Source organism: Celeribacter sp. ULVN23_4 (assembly GCF_054788345.1).
Genome location: NZ_JBTVYO010000012.1, coordinates 65,021 through 86,366, shown reverse-complemented (window position 1 = coordinate 86,366; position 21,346 = coordinate 65,021). Strand labels below are relative to the sequence as shown.

Below are 21,346 nucleotides of genomic sequence, written 5' to 3'. Positions count from 1 at the left end.
TTTGGCCTGTTGAATGGCGGCGGCGATATAGCCGTAGGAGAATGCGAAGGCGGCGCCTTCCGGGTCCACGGCGTCGATCTCGGGCACATGATCGGGCATGATCATGTATTGATAGCCGACCTCTTCGAGGACCCGCAGCACGCGCAACATATTCACATCGCCATCGTCGGGCAGAACCTCTGAGAACCCTCGCTTGCCGCCTTGAATGTTGCGGAAGTGGATGTTGAACAACTTTCCGCGCGTCCCGAACCAGCGGATGATGTCGTCCATCTCGGCGTCTGGAGCGTCAAGATTTTCGGCCATCGTCCCGATACAGAAGTTGAGGCCGTGATAAGGGCTTTCGTGGGTCTGAACAAAGCGCTTCATGCCTTCGAACGTGCCCAAAATACGGGTCACGCCACGATAGCCGGGCGGGGTCCAGGGATCGTGCGGGTGACAGGCCAGCCGGACCTTGGCGCTGGTCGCGACCGGCACGACATGGCGCAGAAAATACTCGGCGCGCTCCCAGATCTCTTCTTCTTCCAGAGGATCGCAAGGCGGCGCGGCGTCAGGGTCCATTTTGTCCCAGAAGAAGGACGGCAGGCGCGCACCGCCGCGACCGATCTCATCTTCGCTGCGCGGGATGCCAATGTAGTTGAAGTTGTATTTGGCCGCCGGAATGCCGGCCCGGGCACAGTTCTCGATGAGTTCGCAGATGCCCGCGATCTGGCGGTCCCGCTCCGGGCCTGCCAGAAGGATGTCGGCGCAGGGCGCGCGATCCACGGACACCGAAGGCAACGGCAATTGGATCATATCCAAGATCATGCCATGAGATGCGACGTCGTCACGGTGACGTTCCAACGCCTCAAGGGTCCAGTCGGTCCACGGCCCGGGCGGGTCCAGTGAGATATGCCGGACACCGAATTGAGTCAGCATTTTGAAGTCGATATCATGACGCGGTTCGCGCTGTGTGCCAATATACATGGGTCTCCTCCAGAATCTATGTCAGGTCAAGTCATAGTATGACTTGGCGCGCCTGCCTAGCCCCAACGCGATCAACTGTCGGGCGCCTCATTGAGAGCAAGAGACAGAGCGCGGTAACGGGCCTGAGAATTCTCCAGATGGACCCGCATTGCCGTCCTCGCCTCGTCGGCATCCTGGCTCGAAATCGCCTGGACAATGCGATCATGTTCCGCCTGAATGGTTTCGAGATAGGCCTTGGAGCGCGCCTCGGTCAGGTTTGGAAGCGAAGCGCGTGGAATGGCCGAAGGGCCGAACTGCGACAGGGCCTGAGGAAAGTAGTCGTTGTTGGCCGCGGTTGCGATCGCCATGTGGAAATCGAAATCCGCCTGAGAGGTGCGATTCTCGTCCAGAATTGATTTTTTCATTATAGAATTTTTAGACATAATATCAAACTCTTGAGAGCTAGTTCGACGCAGCGCAGCCAATGCGGCGGCTTCCACCTCTATCGCCGTGCGAAATTCGATCAGCTCAATTGTGCGAGGGATCGAGCGGCGTTCATCCTGCGAAAGGGTCAGAAGAGCGTTGGGCAGCTTCTCTGCCACGAAGACGCCTTTGCCCTGCACCGGATTGACGATGCCAGCGGCACGCAACTCGGCAATGGCTTCGCGGATGACGGTGCGGCTGACGCCGAAGGCCTCCATCAGCTTGGGTTCTGTTGGAAGCTGTGTCCCCAGCGGCCTGCGCCCGCTTTCAATATCTTGACGGATCTGCGCGACGACACTCTCTGCCAGACGGGCCTTCGTTTTGCGTACTTCGAGCATATTTTAAGACTCTTGTTGCGTGTGTAATTGAATCATACTATGACTCATCATATGAATTATTGACATCATCTCTTAATGTTCCCATCAAGTCAAATGCGGGAACGGGATGAGCACGGAGGAAACGTCGCGCCATGGATACGCAAGAGATCAAATCCGCACTCGGAGGGGGGCTTCTTTCCTTTCCTGTCACACCTTTTGATTCCGAAGGTGCCTTTGCCCCTGATGTATATGCGGAGCATATCGAGTGGCTGTCTGGCTATGAGGCCTCGGCGCTGTTCGCTGCGGGTGGCACGGGGGAGATGTTCTCGCTGCACCCGGATGAAATCCCGGAGATCGTGCGCGCTGCGAAATCCGCCTCAGGCAATGTTCCGATTGTTTCGGGCTGTGGCTGGGGAAGCGCGGTGGCCGTGGATCTGGCGCGCGAGATCGAGAAGGCCGGCGCGGACGGCATCCTTCTTTTGCCGCACTATCTGATCGACGCGCCGCAAGAGGGGCTTTATGCCAATGTCAAAGCGGTCTGCGACGCCACGGGTCTTGGGGTCACCGTTTATAACCGTGACAATTGTGTGCTTCAGCCCGATACGCTGTCGCGTTTGGCGGACGATTGTCCGAACCTGATCGGTTTCAAGGATGGTACGGGGGATCTGGCACTGGTGCGCAGAATTACCGCGACATTGGGGGATCGGTTGACCTATATCGGCGGTATGCCGACAGCCGAGCTTTTCGCCGAGGCGTATCTCGGAGCGGGTTTTACGACCTATTCTTCTGCCGTGTTCAACTTTGTGCCCGGCCTCGCGCAAGAATTCTACAAGGCACTCAGAGCCGGGCAGCGTGACGTGTGTGAGCGTATTTTGAACGAGTTCTTCTTTCCCTTCATGGATCTTCGAGGTCGCAAGCCCGGTTACGCCGTGTCCGCCATCAAGGCGGGTGTGCGTCAACAAGGCTTTGCCGTCGGCAAGGTGCGTGCGCCCCTGACCGATTTGACGGGAGAAGAAGAAGAGATGCTTCAGGAGCTGATTGCACTGTCAAAGCAGGCAGCCTGAACCACGAAATCGTTTGGCGGCCAAGGAGGATTGGCGCCAAACAGGAACAACCCAAGGGAGGAAACGATGGGTGTACAATCTTTGAAGTCCGGGGTCGCCGCCGGTATTCTGGCGGCAAGTCTCGCCGCGAGCGGCATGACCCCCGCCATGGCCGCAACGCCAGATGACACGCTTGTGTACGGCACGTCTTTGGCACAGGTGATTTCTCTCGATCCGCATCAGGGACAAGAGGTGACCTCGCTGGAGATCATGGCAAACCTCTATGACCGCCTCGTGGCCTCCGATGCAGCGGGCAATCTGACGCCGCAACTGGCCGAAAGCTGGGAGATCACCGAGGACGGGATCACATTCCATCTGCGGGACGCCGTGTTCAACAACACCGGCAATCCCGTGACCGCTGAGGATGTGGTCTGGTCGATCCGCCGGGTTTTGAAACTGAATCAGGCGCCAGCCGCCAAACTGGGGTCCACGGGATATACGGCGGAGAATATCGACAGTCTGACCGAGGCTCTCGATGATCGCACCTTCCGCATCGCATTGACCGGTGAAGTGGCGGCGGATTTCCTTTTGTATCGCCTTTCCGAAGTGGCCGCCTCCGTCGTGGAGCGCGCCGAGGTGATGGAGCATGAGGCGGATGGCGATATGGGCAACGGATGGTTGCGCACCCATGCCGCCGGTTCCGGCCCGTTCGATCTTCAGCGTTGGGCACCGAATGACATTGTGATCATGAGTGCCGATGAGGACAACTGGAGCGGTGCGCCGATCCTGAAGCGGGTCGTCATGCGTCACGTGCCCGAAAGTCAGGCCGAGCGTCTGATGCTGGAGCGCGGCGACATCGACATCGCCGGTGCTTTGTCGCCGAAGGATATCGCATATTTCTCGGACAAGGACGGGGTCGAAGTGCGCGGCATTTCCACCGGCGGGTTCTACGCGCTGGCCATGAATGTCACTCAGGAGCCCTACTCCAACCCCAAGGTGCGTGAGGCGATTTTCCACGCCATTGACTACGACGGGATCGAGCAGGCGATCATGGGCCCCTACGGCAAAAAGCGCCTGCTTCCGGTGCCGATGGCCTATGAGGGGGCTTTGCCGGACCCGGATTGGGACTATAACCCGGAGAAGGCACGCGCCTTGCTGGCCGAGGCGGGCTACCCGGACGGGTTCACGACCAACATCAAGGTGATCGCTCAAACGCCGCGGGTCGAACTTTCGACGGCGATTCAGGCGGGTCTTGCCGACATCGGGATCGATGCGTCCATCACTCAGGGCAGCGGTGCGGACATTGTGCCGGATCACCGGGCGCGGAACTTCGAGCTTTTGGTGCCGCAGACCGGGGCCTATATGCCCAACCCGATGGGCGCGATGGAGCAGTTTTCGAACAATCCGGACAACAGCCCCGAAGCGAACAATGCGGGCAATTTTGTCTGGCGCTCCGGGTGGGACATTCCCGAGCTGACGGAATTGACCGCCCGCACGATGAAGGAAAACGACCCTGAGAAACGTGTCGCCATGTATGGTGAAATGCAACAGGCCTTCGTCGATGCGGTGCCTGCGATCCTGCCGATGTTCGAACGCTTTCTTCCACTGGCGATTTCGACCGATGTGAAAGGCTATGAAGGTCATCCACAACAGGTGACGCGCCTCGACAAAGTCTCGAAATCGGAGTGATCTGAATATGGCACGGTCTGTCATGAAAACCGTGGCGTCGATGAAGCTGGGTCAGAGAGTGACCCAGCTTCTCCTCAGCCTTCTTGTTCTTATTGCGGTGACCTTTGTGATTGGTCGTGTTCTGCCCACCGACCCGGTGGGCACCTTGGTCGGGGAATTGGCCGATCCCGAGGCCTATGCCGCAATGCGCGCGCGCCTTGGACTGGACCAGCCGGTGCTGGTGCAGTTCGGTCACTATGTCTGGAACATGCTGCACGGCGATCTCGGGGTCGCGGCACTGACGGGCAATCCGGTTTCCGAAGATCTCTGGCGCGCCTTTCCGGCAACGCTTGAACTGGCCACGCTGGCGATCGTGTTGTCGATGCTTATCGGGGTGCCTTTGGGTTTGACCGCCGCATTGCGCCGCGACACATGGGTGGATCAGACGATCCGCGTGATTTCTCTGGTGGGCCATTCGGTTCCGGTGTTCTGGCTTGGGATGATCGGCTTGCTGATCTTCTATGCGATCCTACAGGTCGTGGGCGGCCCCGGTCGGATTGACGTTTATTACGAGGGCATCGTCCCCAATGTCACCGGTATGATCCTTGTCGACAGCCTTCTGGCCGGTGAGACCGACATTTTTCGCAATGCCCTGACCCATATCATCCTGCCCGCCTCGATGCTGGCCTATGCGGCGATGGCCTATATCACCCGCATGACACGCAGCTTTGCGCTGGAACAATTGTCGCAAGACTATGTCATCGCGGCGCGCGCCAAAGGCGTCAGCCCGGCGAAAATTCTCGGGCGGCATATCCTGCCCAACATCGGCGTCCAACTCATCACCGTCGCCGCGATTTCCTATGGCAGCCTGCTCGAAGGCGCCGTGGTGACCGAAGTCGTCTTCTCCTGGCCCGGCATCGGACAGTATATGACCAGCGCCCTGTTGATCGGCGACATCAATGCAGTGGTCGCCGCCACGATCATCATCGGCGTGGTCTTTATGCTTCTGAATTTCCTGTCGGACATTGCCTACACTCTTTTGGACCCCCGCACCAAGGAGGCAGCATGAGCAACCTATCCATGTCTCACACCAATGATGTCACCCCGAGCAAACGCCCGAATATCGCGATGCGGTTTCTGCGCCATCCGTTTTGGGGCAACTTGGCACGCGAGCCCTTGGGGCTCATCGGTTTCATCCTGATCGGCCTGTTGGTCTTGGTGGCGCTTTTCGCGCCGCTTCTGGCCCCCTATTCCCCAAATCGTCAGGTCCTGTCTGAAGCGCTTTCGGCTCCCTCGGCGGCACATTGGGCCGGAACGGACGAATTCGGGCGCGATATCCTCAGCCGTCTGATCTGGGGCGCACGTTTGACACTGCGCACGGTGTTGTCGGTCTCCGCCATTGTTGGCCCCATCGGGTTGGTCATCGGCGTCGTGGCCGGCTACTTCGGCGGTTGGACGGATACGATCCTGATGCGGATCACCGATATTGTGCTGTCCTTCCCGTCGCTTGTCCTCGCGCTGGCCTTCGCCGCCGCCATCGGTCCGGGCCTGAACACCGCGATCATCGCGATCTCGCTGACCTCCTGGCCGCCAATCGCGCGTCTGGCGCGGGCGGAAACGCTTGTGATCCGGAATTCCGATTACGTCTCGGCAGCGCGGGTCTATGGGGCGGGACATCTGCGTCTGATCGCGCTCTATGTGACGCCGATGTGCATTCCGTCCGTCGTGGTGCGTTTGACGCTCAACATGGCGGTGATCACCCTGACGGCGGCCTCTCTCGGGTTCTTGGGACTGGGCGCACAGCCACCGGCCCCGGAATGGGGCGCGATGATCTCCGCCGGGCGGCAATATATGATCGACTACTGGTGGGTGGCCGTGATGCCCGGCATCGCGATCCTGCTGACCAGCCTTTCCTTCAACATCGCAGGCGACGCCCTGCGCGACATTCTGGACCCGCGCCATGACCGTTCGTGACACATCCGAATCCGTCCCCACACTGCGCGTGCAGGGGTTGAGCGTCCGCTATGGGCGCGGCGCGCTCAAGGCCGTCAACGGCGTCGATCTCACGCTCTCCGCAGGCCGTCTCGGCATCGTCGGGGAGAGTGGCTCGGGCAAGTCCACCGTGGGGCGCGCCCTGATGCGACTTCTACCGCCCTCGGCCACAGTCGAGGCCGATCTGATGGAGCTTGAAGGGCGTGATCTGCGCAAGCTGAATGAAAGAGGCTTTCGCAAACTGCGCGGCAAGGACATGGCACTGATCATGCAGGACCCGCGCTATTCCCTGAACCCAGTGCGCTCTATCGGCGATCAGGTGGCGGAAGCTGCGAACCTGCACCTCGGGCTGAAGGGGCGCGCCGCGCGCAACGCCGCCGCAGAGATGCTTGAGCGGGTGCGCATTCGAAACGTCGCCAGTGCGATGGAGCTTTACCCTCACCAGATTTCCGGCGGTATGGGCCAGCGGGTGATGATCGCGATGATGCTGATTGCCCGGCCCCGCCTTGTCATCGCGGATGAACCGACCTCGGCACTGGATGTCAGTGTCCGGGCGGAGGTTCTGGAACTGCTCGACGAATTGGTGCGGGAGCAGGGTTCGTCTCTGATCCTGATCAGTCACGACATCCGCATGGTTGCCGCCTTTTGCGACGAGGTGGCCGTCATGTACAAAGGGCGCGTGGTGGAAACGATCCAAGATTTGTCGCAGGCCCAGCACATCTATACCCAAGGGCTCTTGTCGGCTCTGCCCGATCCGTCCAATCCCGTGCAGCGCCTCCATGTGCCGGATCGCAAACGGCTTGAACAGCTGGAGGAGGCTCAGTCATGACCAGCAAAGATCATGCAATCGAAGTCAGGGGGCTCGACGTCGTCTATGGCGAGGGCGAACATCGCAACCACGTGGTCCGCGCCTTGGACTTTGACGTCCGGCGCGGCGAAACGCTGGGGATCGTCGGGGAATCCGGCTGCGGCAAGTCCACCGTCCTGCGGTGCCTGACCGGCCTTGAGCGCGGCTGGAGCGGCGAAATTCGCGTCGAAGGCAGCCCCGTCTCGCATCGTCGTACCCGGGAAGAATTGCGTCAGTTGCAACTGGTGTTCCAAGACCCTTTCGCCTCTTTGCACCCGCGCCACCGCATCCGCCGCGCGATCACGGAACCTTTGCGCTGCATGGGACTTGGCGTGCGGCCCGGACAGGTGGAAGAGGCACTGGAACAGGTCGGGCTGCCGGGCAGTTTCGCAGAGCGCTTCCCGCACGAGCTGTCGGGGGGGCAGCGCCAGCGCGTGGCCATCGCCCGCGCTCTGGTTTTGAACCCGCCCATCCTGTTGTTGGACGAACCGACTTCGGCCTTGGATGTCAGCGTTCAGGCCGAGGTGCTCAACCTCTTGTCGGATAAGAAAGAGGCGGAGGCGCTCACCTATGTGATGGTCAGCCATGACCTGTCGGTCATCGCGCATATGTGCGATCGTATTCTGGTGATGAAGGACGGCAGGTTCGTGGATGAGTTCGCACCAGATGCCATTGCCGCGCGTCGCGCCACTGACCCCTATGCCCAGCATCTGATCGATGCCAGTTTTGTCTGAAGGATTGACCGTGACACAGCCCCATATCACCTTGAACGATGCGCATGATCTCGCCTTTGTCGCGCGGTTGAAAGACGATGCGCGCGGCCAACTTGATCTGTTCCGCGCCAGTCTGCGCTCGGATGGAGGGTTGGCTGTTCTCGACCGCGCTGGCTCCCCTGTCGAGGGAGCGCAGGAGCTGATCACCACCACGCGGCTGGTGCATTCCTACGCCTTGGGACATTTGGCGGGGCATCCCGGTTGCATGCCCTTGGTGGATGCCGGGATGCGCGCGCTATGGGACAACCATCGGGACAGCGAGCATGGCGGCTATATCTGGTCTTTCGACGCAAGCGGCCCGGTCGTGACCGACAAACTGGCCTATGGTCACATGTTTGTTCTGTTGGCGGCCGCAAGCGCTGAGGCGGCGGGGCACGCGGATGCCAAACGCTTGCGCGACGATGTCACAGAGGTGATCTCGGACCGCTTTTGGGACGAATCTGCGGGTTTGATGTATGACGAGTTCCGCCGGGATTGGACCATTTTTTCGGACTATCGCGGCATGAACGCGAACATGCACGGGATCGAGGCGCATTTGAGCGCGTTCGAGGCCTCGGGCGAGGCCGTTTATCTCGAACGCGCCGGACGGATTTTGTCCTTTTTCGTCGATCACATTGGCGCCTCCAACGGCTGGCGACTGCCGGAACATTACCGCGCGGACTGGAGCGTGGACGAAACCTATGAGGGCAATCCGATGTTCCGCCCCTATGGCACGACGCCGGGCCATTCCTTCGAGATCGGTCGCCTCCTTTTGCAGCATTGGGACCTCTCGGGTCGTCCCGACACCGGGGCACTGCACAAGGCACGGGCGCTGATCGAGACCGCGCTCAATGATGCCTGGCTGCCTGAGGGCGGTTTTGCCTATACGCTTGATTTCGATGGGTCGCCGCGTGTGCGTGATCGCTATTGGTGGCCTGTGGCCGAAGCGATTGGGGCTGTTGCCACGCTGTTGAAAGTGGATGGGCAGGCCTCGGATCTTGATTGGTATAAACGCCTCTGGGACACGGCGTTTGCCTTGTTCGTCGATCAAAAAGGACGTGGTTGGTTCCCCGAAGTTGATGCGCAGGGCCAGCCTTGTGACCGCCAGTTCACGGGAAAACCCGACATCTATCATGCCCTTCAGGCGGTCTTGTATCCGCTGCATGACGGGCTATCGCAGCATTATCGCGGTGTCACAGGGCTTCTGACTTAACGCGTTTCTCAAAACGTGAGGCACTGAGCTTCGACGAAAAGGCCCTATCCATGCGCATTATGGATAGGGCCTTTCGCTGTCAGTTGTCGATTTGCAAGGACGATCAGACGATGCCGCCGCCTGCGCCGGAGACTTTCGGGCGCTCGGCCGCGACCTTTGCGCGATAGCCGGAGGCGCGGTAGGTCATGATCGGATCGATGGCCGCCCCCTCCTCGCGCCGTGCCATTTGCAGGATCGGATCGACATCCGTGCGGAACGCGGCGCGCAAGGTGGCGGAGGCCATCAACGCATCGTTCGCGTCCTGATACCCACCGAGCGCCGTACGATCCACGAGGCTTGCCTGCACATAGGCGCGCTGGATTTCCATCGCGGAGATCATCAGGCTCTCGATCGGATCGGTCACATTGTGGCTCTGGTCGATCATATGCGACAAATCGAGACCCGGCGTGCCCTCGGCATCCACCAGCTCGTTCCAGACGAGGAACAGGCGGTAGGGTTCGATGGTGCCGCTGTCGAGATCGTCGTCCCCGTATTTCGAGTCGTTGAAGTGGAAGCCACCGAGTTTGCCCGCGTGAATGAGCCGCGAAACGATCATCTCGATGTTCACATTCGGCGCATGGTGACCAAGGTCCACGAGACATTTCGCCTTCTCGCCCAATTCCTGCGCGGTCAACAGCGAGGTGCCCCAGTCCTGAACCACGGTGGAATAGAAGGCCGGTTCATAGATTTTATGTTCGGAGAAGATCGACCAATCCTCCGGCAGACCTTTGTAGATGTCCTTCATCGACGACAAATAGCGTTCGAACTGGCGGCCCATGTGGGTCTGGCCCGGAAAATTCGCCCCGTCGCCAATCCAGACGGTGAGCGCCTTCGACCCCAGCTTCTCGCCAATCTCGATGCATTCGAGGTTATGCTCGATGGCCTGCGCGCGGGTCGCGGCATCGACATGCGAGAGCGAGCCGAATTTATAGGATTGCGCCTGATCCGGCTGATCCTGAAACGTGTTGGAGTTCATCGCGTCAAAGCTCAGCCCATGTTCCTCGGCCTTGGCCAAGAGATCGGAAGGCGCGGCTTTGTCCCACGGAATATGGAGCGACACGGAGCGGGCGGCCCCCGTCAGTTTATGGATCACGCCGCAATCGTCGAGCTTGTCGAAAATATCGCGCGGTTCCCCCTCTCCGGGGAAACGGGCAAAACGTGTTCCGCCGGTGCCCGTGCCCCAGCTCGGCACAGCCACGGAAAATCCTTTGGCCCGGTCTTTGAGGGCGTCGATATCGACACCTTTGCGGGACAGTTTTTCGCCAAGGGCGTCGTAATCGCGTTTCAGTTCAGTGTCGCGCAGCGCGTTTTGAGCCTCGATCGTCGAGTTCTCGATCATGATATCCTCCCATGAAAGATGCGCGCGCCTCACTTGTAGGAGGCGCGCGATAAGGGTCTTTTCCGGCCTTAGCGCGTAAAGGCCTGCACGTTGCCGGCGTCCACGTTGACGATGTTACCGGTCGATTTTGCCGATTGTTCGGAGGCAAAGAAATAGGCCGCTTCGGCGATGTCCTCGGGCAAGACGGAGCGTTTGAGCATGGAGCGCTGACGATACATTTCTTCCAGCCCCTCCTTGTCGGTGCCGTAGGTGCCTGCGCGCTGTTCCAGCCATTCGCCTTCCCAAATCTTCGAGCCGCGCAGAACCGCATCGGGGTTGACGACGTTGACACGAATGCCCGCCTCTGCCCCTTCGAGCGCGAGACAGCGTGCAAGGTGGATTTCCGAGGCTTTCGCGGTGCAATAGGCCGACGCATTCGGGCTTGCCGCCAGACCGTTTTTCGACGCCACGAAAACGATGGAGCCGCCGATGCCCTGTGTGCGCATCACCTTGAACGCTTCGCGCGAGACAAGGAAATAGCCCGTGGACAGGATGTCCATGTTCTTGTTCCAAAGCGCGAGCGTCGTGTCCTCGACCGGAGCCGAAGAGGCGATGCCTGCGTTGGAGACGAGAATATCGACGCCACCGAATTCCACCGAGCTATAAGCATAGGCTGCGGAGACGGCGTCTTCGTCGGTCACGTTCATCACCACGGAGCGCACGACATCCGCGCCGTATTGTTTGGCGAATCCGCTACGGACCTCATCGAGCGCGGTCTCATTGATGTCCGCGAGCATGACGCAGGCGCCTTCTTGCAGATAGCGCGCCGCCGTCGCGGCCCCGATCCCACCGGCTCCGCCGGTGACAAGCGCCACACGACCCGCAAGGGATTTCGGTTTCGGCATCCGTTGAAGCTTGGCTTCTTCGAGCAGCCAATATTCGATGTCGAAAGCTTCCTGTTCCGGCAGGCCGCAATATTCGGACACCGCCGACGAGCCACGCATCACGTTGATCGCATTGACGTAGAACTCGCCGGAAATCCGCGCCGTAGCCCGGTCCTTGGCAAAGGTGATCATGCCGACGCCCGGCACCAGATAGACCACCGCGTTCGGGTCGCGCAGCGCGGGCGAATTGTCGTGTTTGCAACGCTCGTAATAGGCGGCGTAATCCTCGCGGTAGGCCGCAATCTGGGCATCCAGTCCGGCGAGCACCTCGTCGATGTTGTTTTTCGCAGGGTCGAAATCCAGCACCAGAGGGCGGATTTTCGTGCGCAGGAAGTGATCGGGGCAGGATGTGCCAAGAGCCGCCAGATCCCGCATGTTCTTGGCGTTGACGAATTCGAGTACGGTGTCGGAATCGTCGAAATTGCCAACCATATGCTGTGCCCCGGAGACAAAGCCACGGATCGCAGGCATCAGTTTGGCGGCCACGTCGCGACGGGCCTCGGGGGCGAGGCTCTCATGCACTGCACCACCAAAGGCCGGAATGTCCGCCGTTTTTTCTTCGAAATAGGCAATCGCTTTGTTGATGATGTCGAGCGTCAGCTCGTAACAGGTTTTCGCATCGTCATCCCAGGTGAAGAGACCGTGGGACTCGAGAACGACACCTTTGGCATCGGGGTTCTCAAGACAGAATTTTTCGAGCCACAGGCCCAGCTCATAGCCCGGTTTCTTCCACGGAAGCCAACCGATGTCGTCACCGAAGATCTCTTGGGTCAGGGCCTTGGAGTCTTTCGAGGCCGCGATCGCGATGATCGCATCAGGGTGCATGTGATCGACGTGTTTTTTCGGCACATAGGCATGGAGCGGCGTGTCGATGGAGGCGGCGCGCGGGTTCAGGTTGAAGGTGCAATGCGGCAGGTAGCCGACCATTTCATCCTCGAACGCAAGGCCGCGATATTTGCCTTTCAGCGCACGGAGCTTGTCCATGTAAAGGGTCGCGAACCCGTCCATCTTGATCGAGCCCACGTCCCCGCCGGAGCCTTTGACCCAGAGAACCTCGGCCTTTTCGCCCGTCAGAGGATCATCCTCCATGACCTTCGCCGACGTGTTGCCGCCACCGTAGTTGGTCACGCGCTTGTCGGACCCCAAAAGGTTCGAACGATACAGCAGTTTTTCAGGCTCGCTCATTTCTTTCGCTTTGGCATCATCCCAAAGCGAAGCAAGCCGCGTGGACGCGGATGTCATGGTGATCTCCTCCCGATGATCAGGTAGTGAATGGTCTTGTATTCAAGCCAAATCTGCGTGGACCGCGTCAGATTGTCAATCACAAATAATCAAAATCAATCATTATGCGGGCGCAGAATGATTAATATGACATTTAATGATTGACAATGATTGTTGCTGGGGCCACGTTTGATCAACGGGAGGACTTGCATCAATGCACGAAAGAGAACGCCACGGAATCATTCTGTCCGCAGTTCAGGAACGGCCGGTTGTGACCGTCGTTGAACTTTGCGGCCTGACAGGTGCGTCCGAGGCCACTATTCGTAGAGATATCGCTGCCTTACACGTCGCAAAAAAGCTGCGCCGTGTGCGTGGTGGTGCCGAAGCATTGGCGCCGAACCCCTTTCCCGGCCTTGCCGGTCGCACCTTTGCCGTGAACGAAACGCGCAACATCAAGCAAAAGCAAGCAATCGCGCGCGCTGCCGTCGACATGGTCGAAGACGGGGAACCGATCATCATCAACGGCGGCACGACCACCTTCCAGATGGTGCATCCGTTGGCTACGCGCCGCTGTCAGGTTTTCACCAACTCGTTCCCCATTGCCGAGCATCTTTTGAAGACCTCGAAAAACTCGGTGCTGATTTCTGGCGGCGTGATTTACCGCGAACAGAACATCGTGCTGTCGCCTTTCGACAATGACGTGACACGCAATTTCTATGCCCGCCGCATGTTCATGGGGGCGCAAGGCGTCGCGTCCTTGGGCATCATGGAGGCCGATCCCTTGTTGATTCAGGCCGAACAGAAACTGATCGGTCAGGCGGACGAGCTTGTCCTACTGGTCGATTCCACGAAATTCGCGCACCGTTCGAGCCTTGTGCTTTGCCCGCTCGACCGGATCGACGTGTTGATCACCGATGAGGGAATCGGGGATCGGGAGGCCGCCATGATTGAAGCGGCTGACATCAAACTCATCGTCGCGCCGTCCAGCGCGGCGCAGGAGGACGTGGCGTCCTGACTAGGAGATGGGACGCGCAGATCAACCAGGAGACTTAGGGAGGACTCCAACATGAAAAAACTGACAAAACTTCTGACCACCGCTGCAATTGCGACGGGCTTGTTTGCCGGTGCGGCACAGGCGGATGACATGCGCATTGCGATTGTCGTCAAAGCCCTGGGCATTGGCTTTTTCGAAGCCGCAGCCGAAGGCGCTGAAGAGGCCGCCAACGAGTTGGGTGATGTCGAAATCATCTACACCGGCCCGACTGATACCACCGCCGAAGGCCAGATCGAAGTGATCAACTCTCTGATCGCACAGAAAGTCGATGCCATCGCCGTGTCCGCGAACGACACCGATGCGCTTGTGCCGACTCTCAAAAAGGCGATGCAGCGCGGGATCACCGTGATCTCCTGGGATTCTGGCGTGGCCGAAGAGGGCCGCCAGATGCACCTCAACCCGTCGTCCAACCCGTTGATCGGCAACATGATCATCAAGCTGGCCGCCGATGAGCTGCCCGAGGGCGGCGAAGTGGCCGTGCTCTCCGCCACCACCACCTCCACGAACCAGAACATCTGGATCGACGAGATGAACAAGGTGATGGGCAACTACCCGGGCATCGAAGTGGTCGCGACCGTCTACGGCGATGATCTTGCCGACAAGTCCTACCGCGAGGCCACCGGTCTCATGCAGTCCTACCCCGATCTCGACGCGATCATCGCGCCGACCTCTGTGGGTATCGTGGCCGCTGCTCAGGCTGTCGTCGATGCGGGCAAGGTGGGTCAGGTCAACGTGACCGGTCTCGGCCTACCGTCTGAGATGGCAGGCGCGATCGAAAGCGGTGCGTCCAAATCCTTTGCGATCTGGAACCCGATCGATCTCGGCTATTCCGCGACGATGATCGCCTATCACCTGTCCAAAGGCGACGCCGTGGCCGAGCCGGGTGCAAGCATCCCGATGGGTCGTATGGGCGAAGTGACGCTTGATGAGACGAACTCCGGCGCGATGGCCGATCCGTTCGTTTACGACGCCTCCAATATCGCAGACTTCAAAGACATCTTCTAACTTTCGAAGACGTTCTTTGCGGGCGGCGCACAAGAAATCCAAATTGTGGGCCATAGCGCCGCCCATTTCATCTTTCCGACAGACAAAAGCCAATGGGGTAGCCATGGGCCATGCACAAAAACATGCCGCGCCGGTTCTCGCGCTTGACGGCATCACAAAGACATTTCCGGGCGTGAAAGCGCTCGATGGCGTCACACTCGAACTTTATGCCGGGCAGGTGACGGCGCTGATTGGGGAAAACGGCGCGGGCAAATCCACGGTGGTGAAAACGCTCACGGGCATTTACCAGCCGGACGGGGGGCGCATCCTCATGGACGGACAAGAGGTCCGTTTCCCAACGGCACAGGACGCTTCCGCTGCGGGTGTGACCGCGATCCATCAGGAAACCGTGCTGTTCGACGAGTTGTCTGTCGCCGAGAACATCTTTCTCGGCCATGCGCCCAAAGGGCGTTTTGGTCTGATTGACCGCGCCGCCATGCACCGGAAAGCCCAGAGCATTCTCGACGGGATCGGGGCGGAGATCGACGCAGGTGTCCGGCTTAAGGATCTGGGCATCGCATCGCGTCACCTCGTTGCCATTGCGCGGGCCCTCTCTGTCGAGGCCCGTGTTGTGATCATGGACGAACCGACCGCCGCGCTGAGCCGCAAGGAGATCGAAGAGCTCTACGAGCTTGTGGATGCGCTCAAGGCGCAGGGCAAAGCGATCCTGTTTATCTCTCACAAGTTCGACGAAATTTTCCGCATCGCCGACCGCTACACCGTCTTTCGTGACGGGCAGTATATCGGCGCGGGCGACATGGCGGACATCACCGAGGCCGAATTGGTGAAAATGATGGTCGGGCGTTCGGTCGACCAGATTTTCCCGAAACGCGCCGCACAGATCGGTGAGGATGTCTTGACCGTTGCGGGCTATAGTCACCCGACAGAGTTCGAAGACATCCACTTTACTCTGCGCCGGGGTGAAATCCTCGGGTTCTACGGGCTTGTGGGCGCAGGCCGCTCGGAATTCATGCAAAGCCTGATCGGTGTGACACGGCCCTCGAAAGGCGCGATCCGTCTGAACGACAAAGTGCGGGTCATCCGCTCGCCCGCCGACGCCATCGCCGCCGGGATCGTCTATGTCCCCGAAGATCGCGGCAAACAGGGCGCGATCCTCGACATGCCGATTTTCCAGAATGTCACCCTGCCCTCCTTGCCGCGCCTGTCCAAGAACGGCTTCACCCAGATGGCCCAAGAATTTGCGCTGGCGCGTCAGTATACCGAACGGCTCGACCTGCGCGCGGCCTCGCTTGACACCACGGTGGGAAGCCTTTCCGGCGGCAACCAGCAAAAGGTGGTCATCGCCAAATGGTTGGCCACGCAGCCGACCGTCATCATTCTGGATGAGCCGACCAAGGGCATCGACATTGGCTCCAAGGCCGCCGTGCACGACTTTATGTCGGAACTCGCATCCGAAGGACTGTCCGTCATCATGGTCAGCTCCGAAATCCCGGAAATCCTCGGTATGTCCGACCGCGTGATCGTCATGCGCGAAGGCCGGATGGTGGCCGAGCTGGAAGGCGACGAGCTGACCCCCGAAACCCTTGTCCGCCATGCGGCGGGCATCTCATCGAAAGGAGAGGCGGCATGACCCTGCTGAAATCCCGCGAGGCGATCCTTGTTGGCGCCATCTTGCTTTTGCTCGCTCTGGTCGCGAGCCGCTTTCCCGGTTTCGTGACCCCCTCGAACCTCGTCGCCGTGTTCACGGACACCGCACCTCTGATCATCCTCGCGCTGGGGCAGATGGTCGTGATCCTGACCCGCTCCATTGACCTTTCGGTCGCCGCGAACCTTGCCTTGACGGGCATGGTCTGCGCGTTGATCAACGTGTCTTTCCCCGGCGTGCCAGTTGTGGTTCTGGTCGCTCTGGCGCTTGGCCTCGGCGCGCTTATGGGAGCGATCAACGGCTTTTTCGTCTGGAAACTGTCGATTCCGCCGATTGTTGTGACGCTCGGCACAATGACGATTTTCCGCGGCATCATCTTTCTTTTGACCAACGGAAGCTGGGTGAACTCGCACCAGATGAGCGCAGCCTTCAAGGCCTTTCCGCGTGAGAGCATTATCGGTGTGCCGGTTCTGGGGTGGATCGCGGTGATTGTGACGTTGATCCTTGGTCTCGTTATGAGCCGGACCACGCTGGGCCGCGCGTTTTTCGCAGTGGGAGGCAATCCGCATGCGGCGGTCTATACCGGCATCAATGTGGGCCGGACGCAATTTTTGGCCTTTGTGATCTCGGGCATGCTGGCCGGTCTTACCGGATATCTCTGGGTGGCGCGTTATGCGGTGGCCTATGTTGATATTGCGGGCGGGTTCGAGCTGGATGTCGTCGCCGCCTGTGTGATTGGAGGCGTGTCCATCGCGGGCGGCGTGGCCACAGTGGCGGGTGCACTTCTGGGGGCGCTGTTCCTTGGGATCATCAAAAATGCCCTGCCCGTGATTGATGTTTCGCCCTTCTGGCAACTCGCCATCTCCGGGGCCGCGATCATCATCGCCGTGACCTTCAACTCGCGCGCGAGCCGTTCAAAGGGCCGCGTCATCCTCAAATCTGCGGAGCATGCACAATGAGCCTCGCCGACACACAAACCACCCGCCACGTCCCAGATCGGCTGACCACGCCTCTGGCGCGCATGCTCAAGAGTTGGGAAAGCCTTCTGCTGTTGGTGGCGATCGGGATTTTCATCCTCAACAGCTTTGCCTCGCCTTACTTCCTGAACGCATGGAACCTGTCCGATGCGACCTTTAACTTCACCGAAAAGGCGATGATTGCCTTTGCGATGGCGCTTTTGATCATCGCGGGCGAGATCGACCTGTCGGTTGCCTCCATCATCGCGCTCGCCTCCACGGCAATGGGGCTGGTGATGCAGGCCGGGTTCGGCACGCCCGCGATTGTCGCAACGGGTCTCATGACAGGGCTGCTTTGCGGGGCATTCAACGGTGTTCTGGTCACGGGTTTGGGGCTTCCGTCCATCGTTGTGACCATCGGGACCATGAGCCTGTTTCGCGGCATCAGCTATATTGTCCTTGGCGATGGCGCGTTCCGCGGCTACCCGTCGGAGTTTGCTTTTTTCGGACAGGGCTATGTCTTCTGGGTGATTACGGTGGAGATGGTGATCTTCGCGATCCTTGCGGTGATCTATGGTTTGGTGCTGCACAAAACCAACTTTGGGCGCGCGGTCTATGCCATCGGCAACAACGCGACAGCCGCAACTTTTTCCGGCATCCGTGTGGAGCGGGTGAAGTTCATCCTCTTCCTGCTCACGGGGCTGATGTCGGGGCTGGCGGCGGTCTGTCTCACCTCGCGGCTCGGATCGACACGCCCCTCCATCGCATCCGGCATGGAATTGGAAGTCGTGACTATGGTGGTGCTTGGCGGTGTCAGCATCCTCGGCGGCTCCGGCTCGATCCCCGGTGTGGTGATCGCGGCCTTTGTGATGGGTCTCGTGACCTTCGGGCTTGGTCTGTTGAACGTGCCGGGCATCGTGATGTCCATCGTCGTCGGCGCGCTTTTGATCGGGGTGATCGCCTTGCCGCGCATCTATCAGAACCTTCGGAGGACATGATGGAGAAATACGCTTTCCGCATGGTCCTCAATGAGGGGTGTCTCGACGAATATCGCAAGCGCCATGACGAGATTTGGCCAGAGCTGGTCACCCTGCTCAAAGACGCGGGTGTCGAGGATTATTCGATCCACTACGACCCGGAGACCCGCCATCTGTTTGGCGTCCTTTGGCGGCGCGAGGATCACGGCATGGCGGCCCTGCCCGACCATCCGGTGATGAAACGCTGGTGGGCGCATATGGCGGATATCATGGAAACACACCCGGACAATCGCCCGAAAGAGCAACCGCTTGAAACCGTGTTTCATCTGCCATGACCATGCCGCGCCATATCGCCGTTCTCGATGTCGGAAAAACCAATGCCAAGCTCGCGCTGGTCGAGGCCGACAGCCTGACTGAAATCGCGGTCGTTACCCGACCGAACACGGTCCTTGCGGGGCCGCCCTGGCCGCATTTCGACCTTGAGGGGCATTGGGCATTCTTTCTGGAGCATCTTGCGGCGTTCCATGAAAGCCACGGTATCGACGCTATTTCCGTGACCACCCATGGCGCTGCGGCAGTCCTGCTTGATGCGTCGGGTGACCTCGCTGCGCCAATGCTCGACTATGAACACGACGGGCCGGACAGTCTCACGGCCGCATATGACGCGATCCGCCCGCCGTTTTCCGAGACCGGCTCACCCCGTCTTGGCATGGGGCTGAACCTCGGCGCGCAGCTGTACTGGCAGTTCGCAACCGATCCGGGTCTGCGCGACCGCGTCGCCCATGTGCTCACCTATCCGCAATATTGGGGATATCGCCTGACCGGTCAAATGGCGACGGATGTCACCTCTCTCGGATGTCACACCGATCTGTGGAACCCGTGGGAGGGAAAGTTCTCGTCCCTTGTCGACCGTCTCGGCCTCACCGATAAACTCGCCCCCGCGCACCCCTCCGCAGACGTGCTTGGCACGGTGTCCGACGACATCGCCGCCCGCACCAGCCTGTCGCCTGACACGCCAGTCGTCTGTGGCATCCACGATTCAAACGCCTCGCTCCTGCCCCATGTTTTGGGTCGTAAAGGGGCATTTTCCGTTGTGTCTACGGGTACGTGGGTCGTCGTCATGTCCGTCGGTGGGCAGGCTGCCGCGCTCGATCCGGACCGCGATACGCTCGTCAATGTCAATGCTCTCGGGCAGGCCGTGCCCTCGGCGCGGTTCATGGGCGGGCGCGAATATGAGATCATCCGTGCGGGCGCAGACCCCCATGTGGCAGATGCGGATCGCAGGTCGGTGCTTGAACATGAGATCATGCTCCTGCCTGCGGTTGAGCCGGGATCGGGGCCGTTCCGAGGGCGCGAGGTCAGTTGGACCTTTGAGCCAGCGGAACAGGGACAGCGCATGGCCGCGCTCGGGTTCTATCTCGCGCTGATGACCAAGACCTGTCTCGATCTCGTCGGTGCAGAAGGCCCGGTGATCATCGAAGGGCCTTTTGCCCGCAACCACGACTATCTCGACATGCTGGCCACGTTGCATGAGGATGGCATAGAGATCGCAGCCTCAGCCACAGGCACCTCCGTGGGCGCGGCCATGCTCTTTGCCGAGGCCGCCTCACCGCCGCAGACCCATCGGGTTGCGCCCCGGCAGAGAGAGGCTCTCGCAACCTATGCCGCCGCATGGCGAACCCGCGTTGAAGAGGACATGACATGCGCTTGACAGACTGTCACAATTTCCACGATTTCCGGCGTTTGGCCGAGCGTCGCCTGCCGGGGCCGATTTTCAACTATATCGATGGCGGGGCGGATGACGAAGTGACCCTGCGCCGCAACACCGAAGCCTTCGAGCAGGTCGATCTCGTGCCCAACGTGTTGCGCGGCGTAACCGATGTGGATCTCTCGACCGAGATCATGGGCCAGAAACTCGCCCTGCCCGTCTACCTGTCGCCCACCGCGCTTCAGCGCCTCTTCCATCATGAGGGCGAGCGCGCCACTGCCGCCGCCGCCGCGAAGTTCGGCACGATGTTCGGGGTCTCGTCTCTGGGCACGGTTTCGATGGCGGAACTGGCCGCGAAACACGACACGCCGCAGGTCTACCAATTCTATTTCCACAAGGATCGTGGCCTCAATTCCGCGATGATGCAAAAGGCGAAGGAGAGCGGCATCAACGTCATGATGCTCACCGTCGACAGCATCACCGGCGGCAACCGCGAACGCGATTTGCGCACCGGCTTTTCGATCCCCTTCCGGCTGACACTCGCGGGGCTGATCCAATTCGCGATCAAACCGATGTGGGGGATCAACTATGTCACCCACGAAAAATTCAGCCTGCCGCAGCTCGACGCACATATCGACATGAAGGGCGATACGCTGACCATCGGGCGCTATTTCACCGAGATGCTCGATCCGTCGATGAACTGGGACGATGTGGAACGCATGGTCACTGAATGGGGCGGTCCGTTTTGCCTCAAAGGCGTTATGAGTGTCGAGGATGCGAAAAAGGCCGCAGAGATCGGCTGCAAGGGCATCGTTCTGTCGAACCACGGCGGGCGGCAGTTGGACGGATCACGATCAGGCTTCGATCAGCTCGACGAGATCGTTCAGGCGGTTGGTGACAAGATAGACGTGATGGTCGATGGCGGGTTCCAACGCGGCACTCATGTGCTCAAGGCGCTGGCGCTCGGGGCGAAAGCTGTGGGGTTGGGCCGCGCCTATCTCTACGCGCTTGCGGCGGCAGGCCAGCCGGGGATCGAACGCATGCTGACCCAACTGACCGCCGAAATCACCCGTGACATGCGCCTTATGGGCGTGACACGGATTTCAGATCTCACGCCGGATATGCTGCGGTGGCGTTGAGGGAGCGGTTCCATCTTTCTGAGCGAAAACGCTTTCCTACAAATTCGCGGACGCCCAAGGCGAACTGAGCGGTAAAGCGATGT

19 protein-coding genes are annotated in these 21,346 nt (G+C 59.9%); 15 read left to right on the top strand and 4 right to left on the bottom strand.

Annotated features, from left to right (window positions below):
- A partial coding sequence (locus ACYBHZ_RS18625; RefSeq protein ID WP_460275817.1) for a mannonate dehydratase occupies positions 1–963 on the bottom strand: 963 nt, incomplete at its 3' end.
- A gap of 71 nt (positions 964–1,034) precedes the next feature.
- Positions 1,035–1,763 carry a FadR/GntR family transcriptional regulator gene (locus ACYBHZ_RS18620; protein WP_460275815.1) on the bottom strand — a complete coding sequence of 243 codons (729 nt, stop codon included), beginning with the start codon at positions 1,761–1,763 and terminating at the stop codon, positions 1,035–1,037.
- A gap of 131 nt (positions 1,764–1,894) precedes the next feature.
- Here ACYBHZ_RS18620 and kdgD point away from each other — a divergent pair, with 131 nt between their 5' ends.
- The 7 genes from kdgD (at position 1,895) to ACYBHZ_RS18585 (ending at position 9,257) form a co-directional block, all read left to right on the top strand.
- A complete protein-coding gene (gene kdgD, locus ACYBHZ_RS18615) occupies positions 1,895–2,806 on the top strand; it encodes a 5-dehydro-4-deoxyglucarate dehydratase (RefSeq protein ID WP_460275814.1) in 912 nt (303 codons plus the stop codon).
- Between the two features lie 66 nt (positions 2,807–2,872).
- Entirely contained in the window at positions 2,873–4,474 is a 1,602-nt protein-coding gene (locus ACYBHZ_RS18610) for an ABC transporter substrate-binding protein (RefSeq protein WP_460275812.1), read from the top strand.
- A gap of 7 nt (positions 4,475–4,481) precedes the next feature.
- Positions 4,482–5,522, top strand: coding sequence for an ABC transporter permease (locus ACYBHZ_RS18605; protein ID WP_460275811.1), 1,041 nt, complete (start codon positions 4,482–4,484; stop codon positions 5,520–5,522).
- A 59-nt stretch (positions 5,523–5,581) separates the two neighbouring features.
- Complete coding sequence (locus ACYBHZ_RS18600; RefSeq protein WP_460275819.1) at positions 5,582–6,427, top strand: ABC transporter permease; 846 nt, start codon at positions 5,582–5,584, stop codon at positions 6,425–6,427.
- Positions 6,414–7,274, top strand: a complete 861-nt coding sequence (locus tag ACYBHZ_RS18595) for an ABC transporter ATP-binding protein (protein ID WP_460275810.1) — start codon at positions 6,414–6,416, stop codon at positions 7,272–7,274. The genes ACYBHZ_RS18600 and ACYBHZ_RS18595 overlap by 14 nt, the downstream gene beginning before the upstream one ends.
- A complete protein-coding gene (locus ACYBHZ_RS18590) occupies positions 7,271–8,026 on the top strand; it encodes an ABC transporter ATP-binding protein (protein ID WP_460275808.1) in 756 nt (251 codons plus the stop codon). Before ACYBHZ_RS18595 ends, ACYBHZ_RS18590 begins: the two co-directional genes overlap by 4 nt.
- 10 nt (positions 8,027–8,036) lie before the next feature.
- Complete coding sequence (locus ACYBHZ_RS18585; RefSeq protein WP_460275807.1) at positions 8,037–9,257, top strand: AGE family epimerase/isomerase; 1,221 nt, start codon at positions 8,037–8,039, stop codon at positions 9,255–9,257.
- Positions 9,258–9,360: 103 nt separating this feature from the next.
- On the opposite strand, the gene rhaI is transcribed toward ACYBHZ_RS18585, so the two are convergent.
- Entirely contained in the window at positions 9,361–10,635 is a 1,275-nt protein-coding gene (rhaI, locus tag ACYBHZ_RS18580; RefSeq protein ID WP_460275806.1) for an L-rhamnose catabolism isomerase, read from the bottom strand.
- A gap of 68 nt (positions 10,636–10,703) precedes the next feature.
- Positions 10,704–12,800 (bottom strand): bifunctional rhamnulose-1-phosphate aldolase/short-chain dehydrogenase, encoded by a 2,097-nt coding sequence (locus tag ACYBHZ_RS18575; RefSeq protein ID WP_460275805.1) that lies wholly within the window; start codon positions 12,798–12,800, stop codon positions 10,704–10,706.
- A 193-nt stretch (positions 12,801–12,993) separates the two neighbouring features.
- On the opposite strand from ACYBHZ_RS18575, the gene ACYBHZ_RS18570 reads away from it, so the two are divergent.
- The 8 genes from ACYBHZ_RS18570 (at position 12,994) to ACYBHZ_RS18535 (ending at position 21,263) form a co-directional block, all read left to right on the top strand.
- The gene (locus ACYBHZ_RS18570; protein ID WP_460275803.1) at positions 12,994–13,794 is read left to right on the top strand and encodes a DeoR/GlpR family DNA-binding transcription regulator; all 801 of its coding nucleotides are present in this window, start codon (positions 12,994–12,996) and stop codon (positions 13,792–13,794) included.
- Between the two features lie 51 nt (positions 13,795–13,845).
- A complete protein-coding gene (rhaS, locus tag ACYBHZ_RS18565; protein ID WP_460275802.1) occupies positions 13,846–14,838 on the top strand; it encodes a rhamnose ABC transporter substrate-binding protein in 993 nt (330 codons plus the stop codon).
- 103 nt (positions 14,839–14,941) lie between these two features.
- Positions 14,942–16,468 carry a sugar ABC transporter ATP-binding protein gene (locus ACYBHZ_RS18560; protein WP_460275801.1) on the top strand — a complete coding sequence of 509 codons (1,527 nt, stop codon included), beginning with the start codon at positions 14,942–14,944 and terminating at the stop codon, positions 16,466–16,468.
- On the top strand, positions 16,465–17,442 hold the full coding sequence (locus tag ACYBHZ_RS18555) for an ABC transporter permease (RefSeq protein WP_460275800.1): 978 nt from the start codon (positions 16,465–16,467) through the stop codon (positions 17,440–17,442). The genes ACYBHZ_RS18560 and ACYBHZ_RS18555 overlap by 4 nt, the downstream gene beginning before the upstream one ends.
- A complete protein-coding gene (locus ACYBHZ_RS18550; protein WP_460275798.1) occupies positions 17,439–18,437 on the top strand; it encodes an ABC transporter permease in 999 nt (332 codons plus the stop codon). Before ACYBHZ_RS18555 ends, ACYBHZ_RS18550 begins: the two co-directional genes overlap by 4 nt.
- Positions 18,437–18,751 carry an L-rhamnose mutarotase gene (locus tag ACYBHZ_RS18545; RefSeq protein WP_460275818.1) on the top strand — a complete coding sequence of 105 codons (315 nt, stop codon included), beginning with the start codon at positions 18,437–18,439 and terminating at the stop codon, positions 18,749–18,751. Before ACYBHZ_RS18550 ends, ACYBHZ_RS18545 begins: the two co-directional genes overlap by 1 nt.
- Entirely contained in the window at positions 18,748–20,127 is a 1,380-nt protein-coding gene (locus ACYBHZ_RS18540; RefSeq protein WP_460275797.1) for an FGGY-family carbohydrate kinase, read from the top strand. Before ACYBHZ_RS18545 ends, ACYBHZ_RS18540 begins: the two co-directional genes overlap by 4 nt.
- Positions 20,118–21,263, top strand: coding sequence for an alpha-hydroxy acid oxidase (locus tag ACYBHZ_RS18535; protein WP_460275796.1), 1,146 nt, complete (start codon positions 20,118–20,120; stop codon positions 21,261–21,263). The genes ACYBHZ_RS18540 and ACYBHZ_RS18535 overlap by 10 nt, the downstream gene beginning before the upstream one ends.
- Positions 21,264–21,346 lie beyond the last annotated feature (83 nt).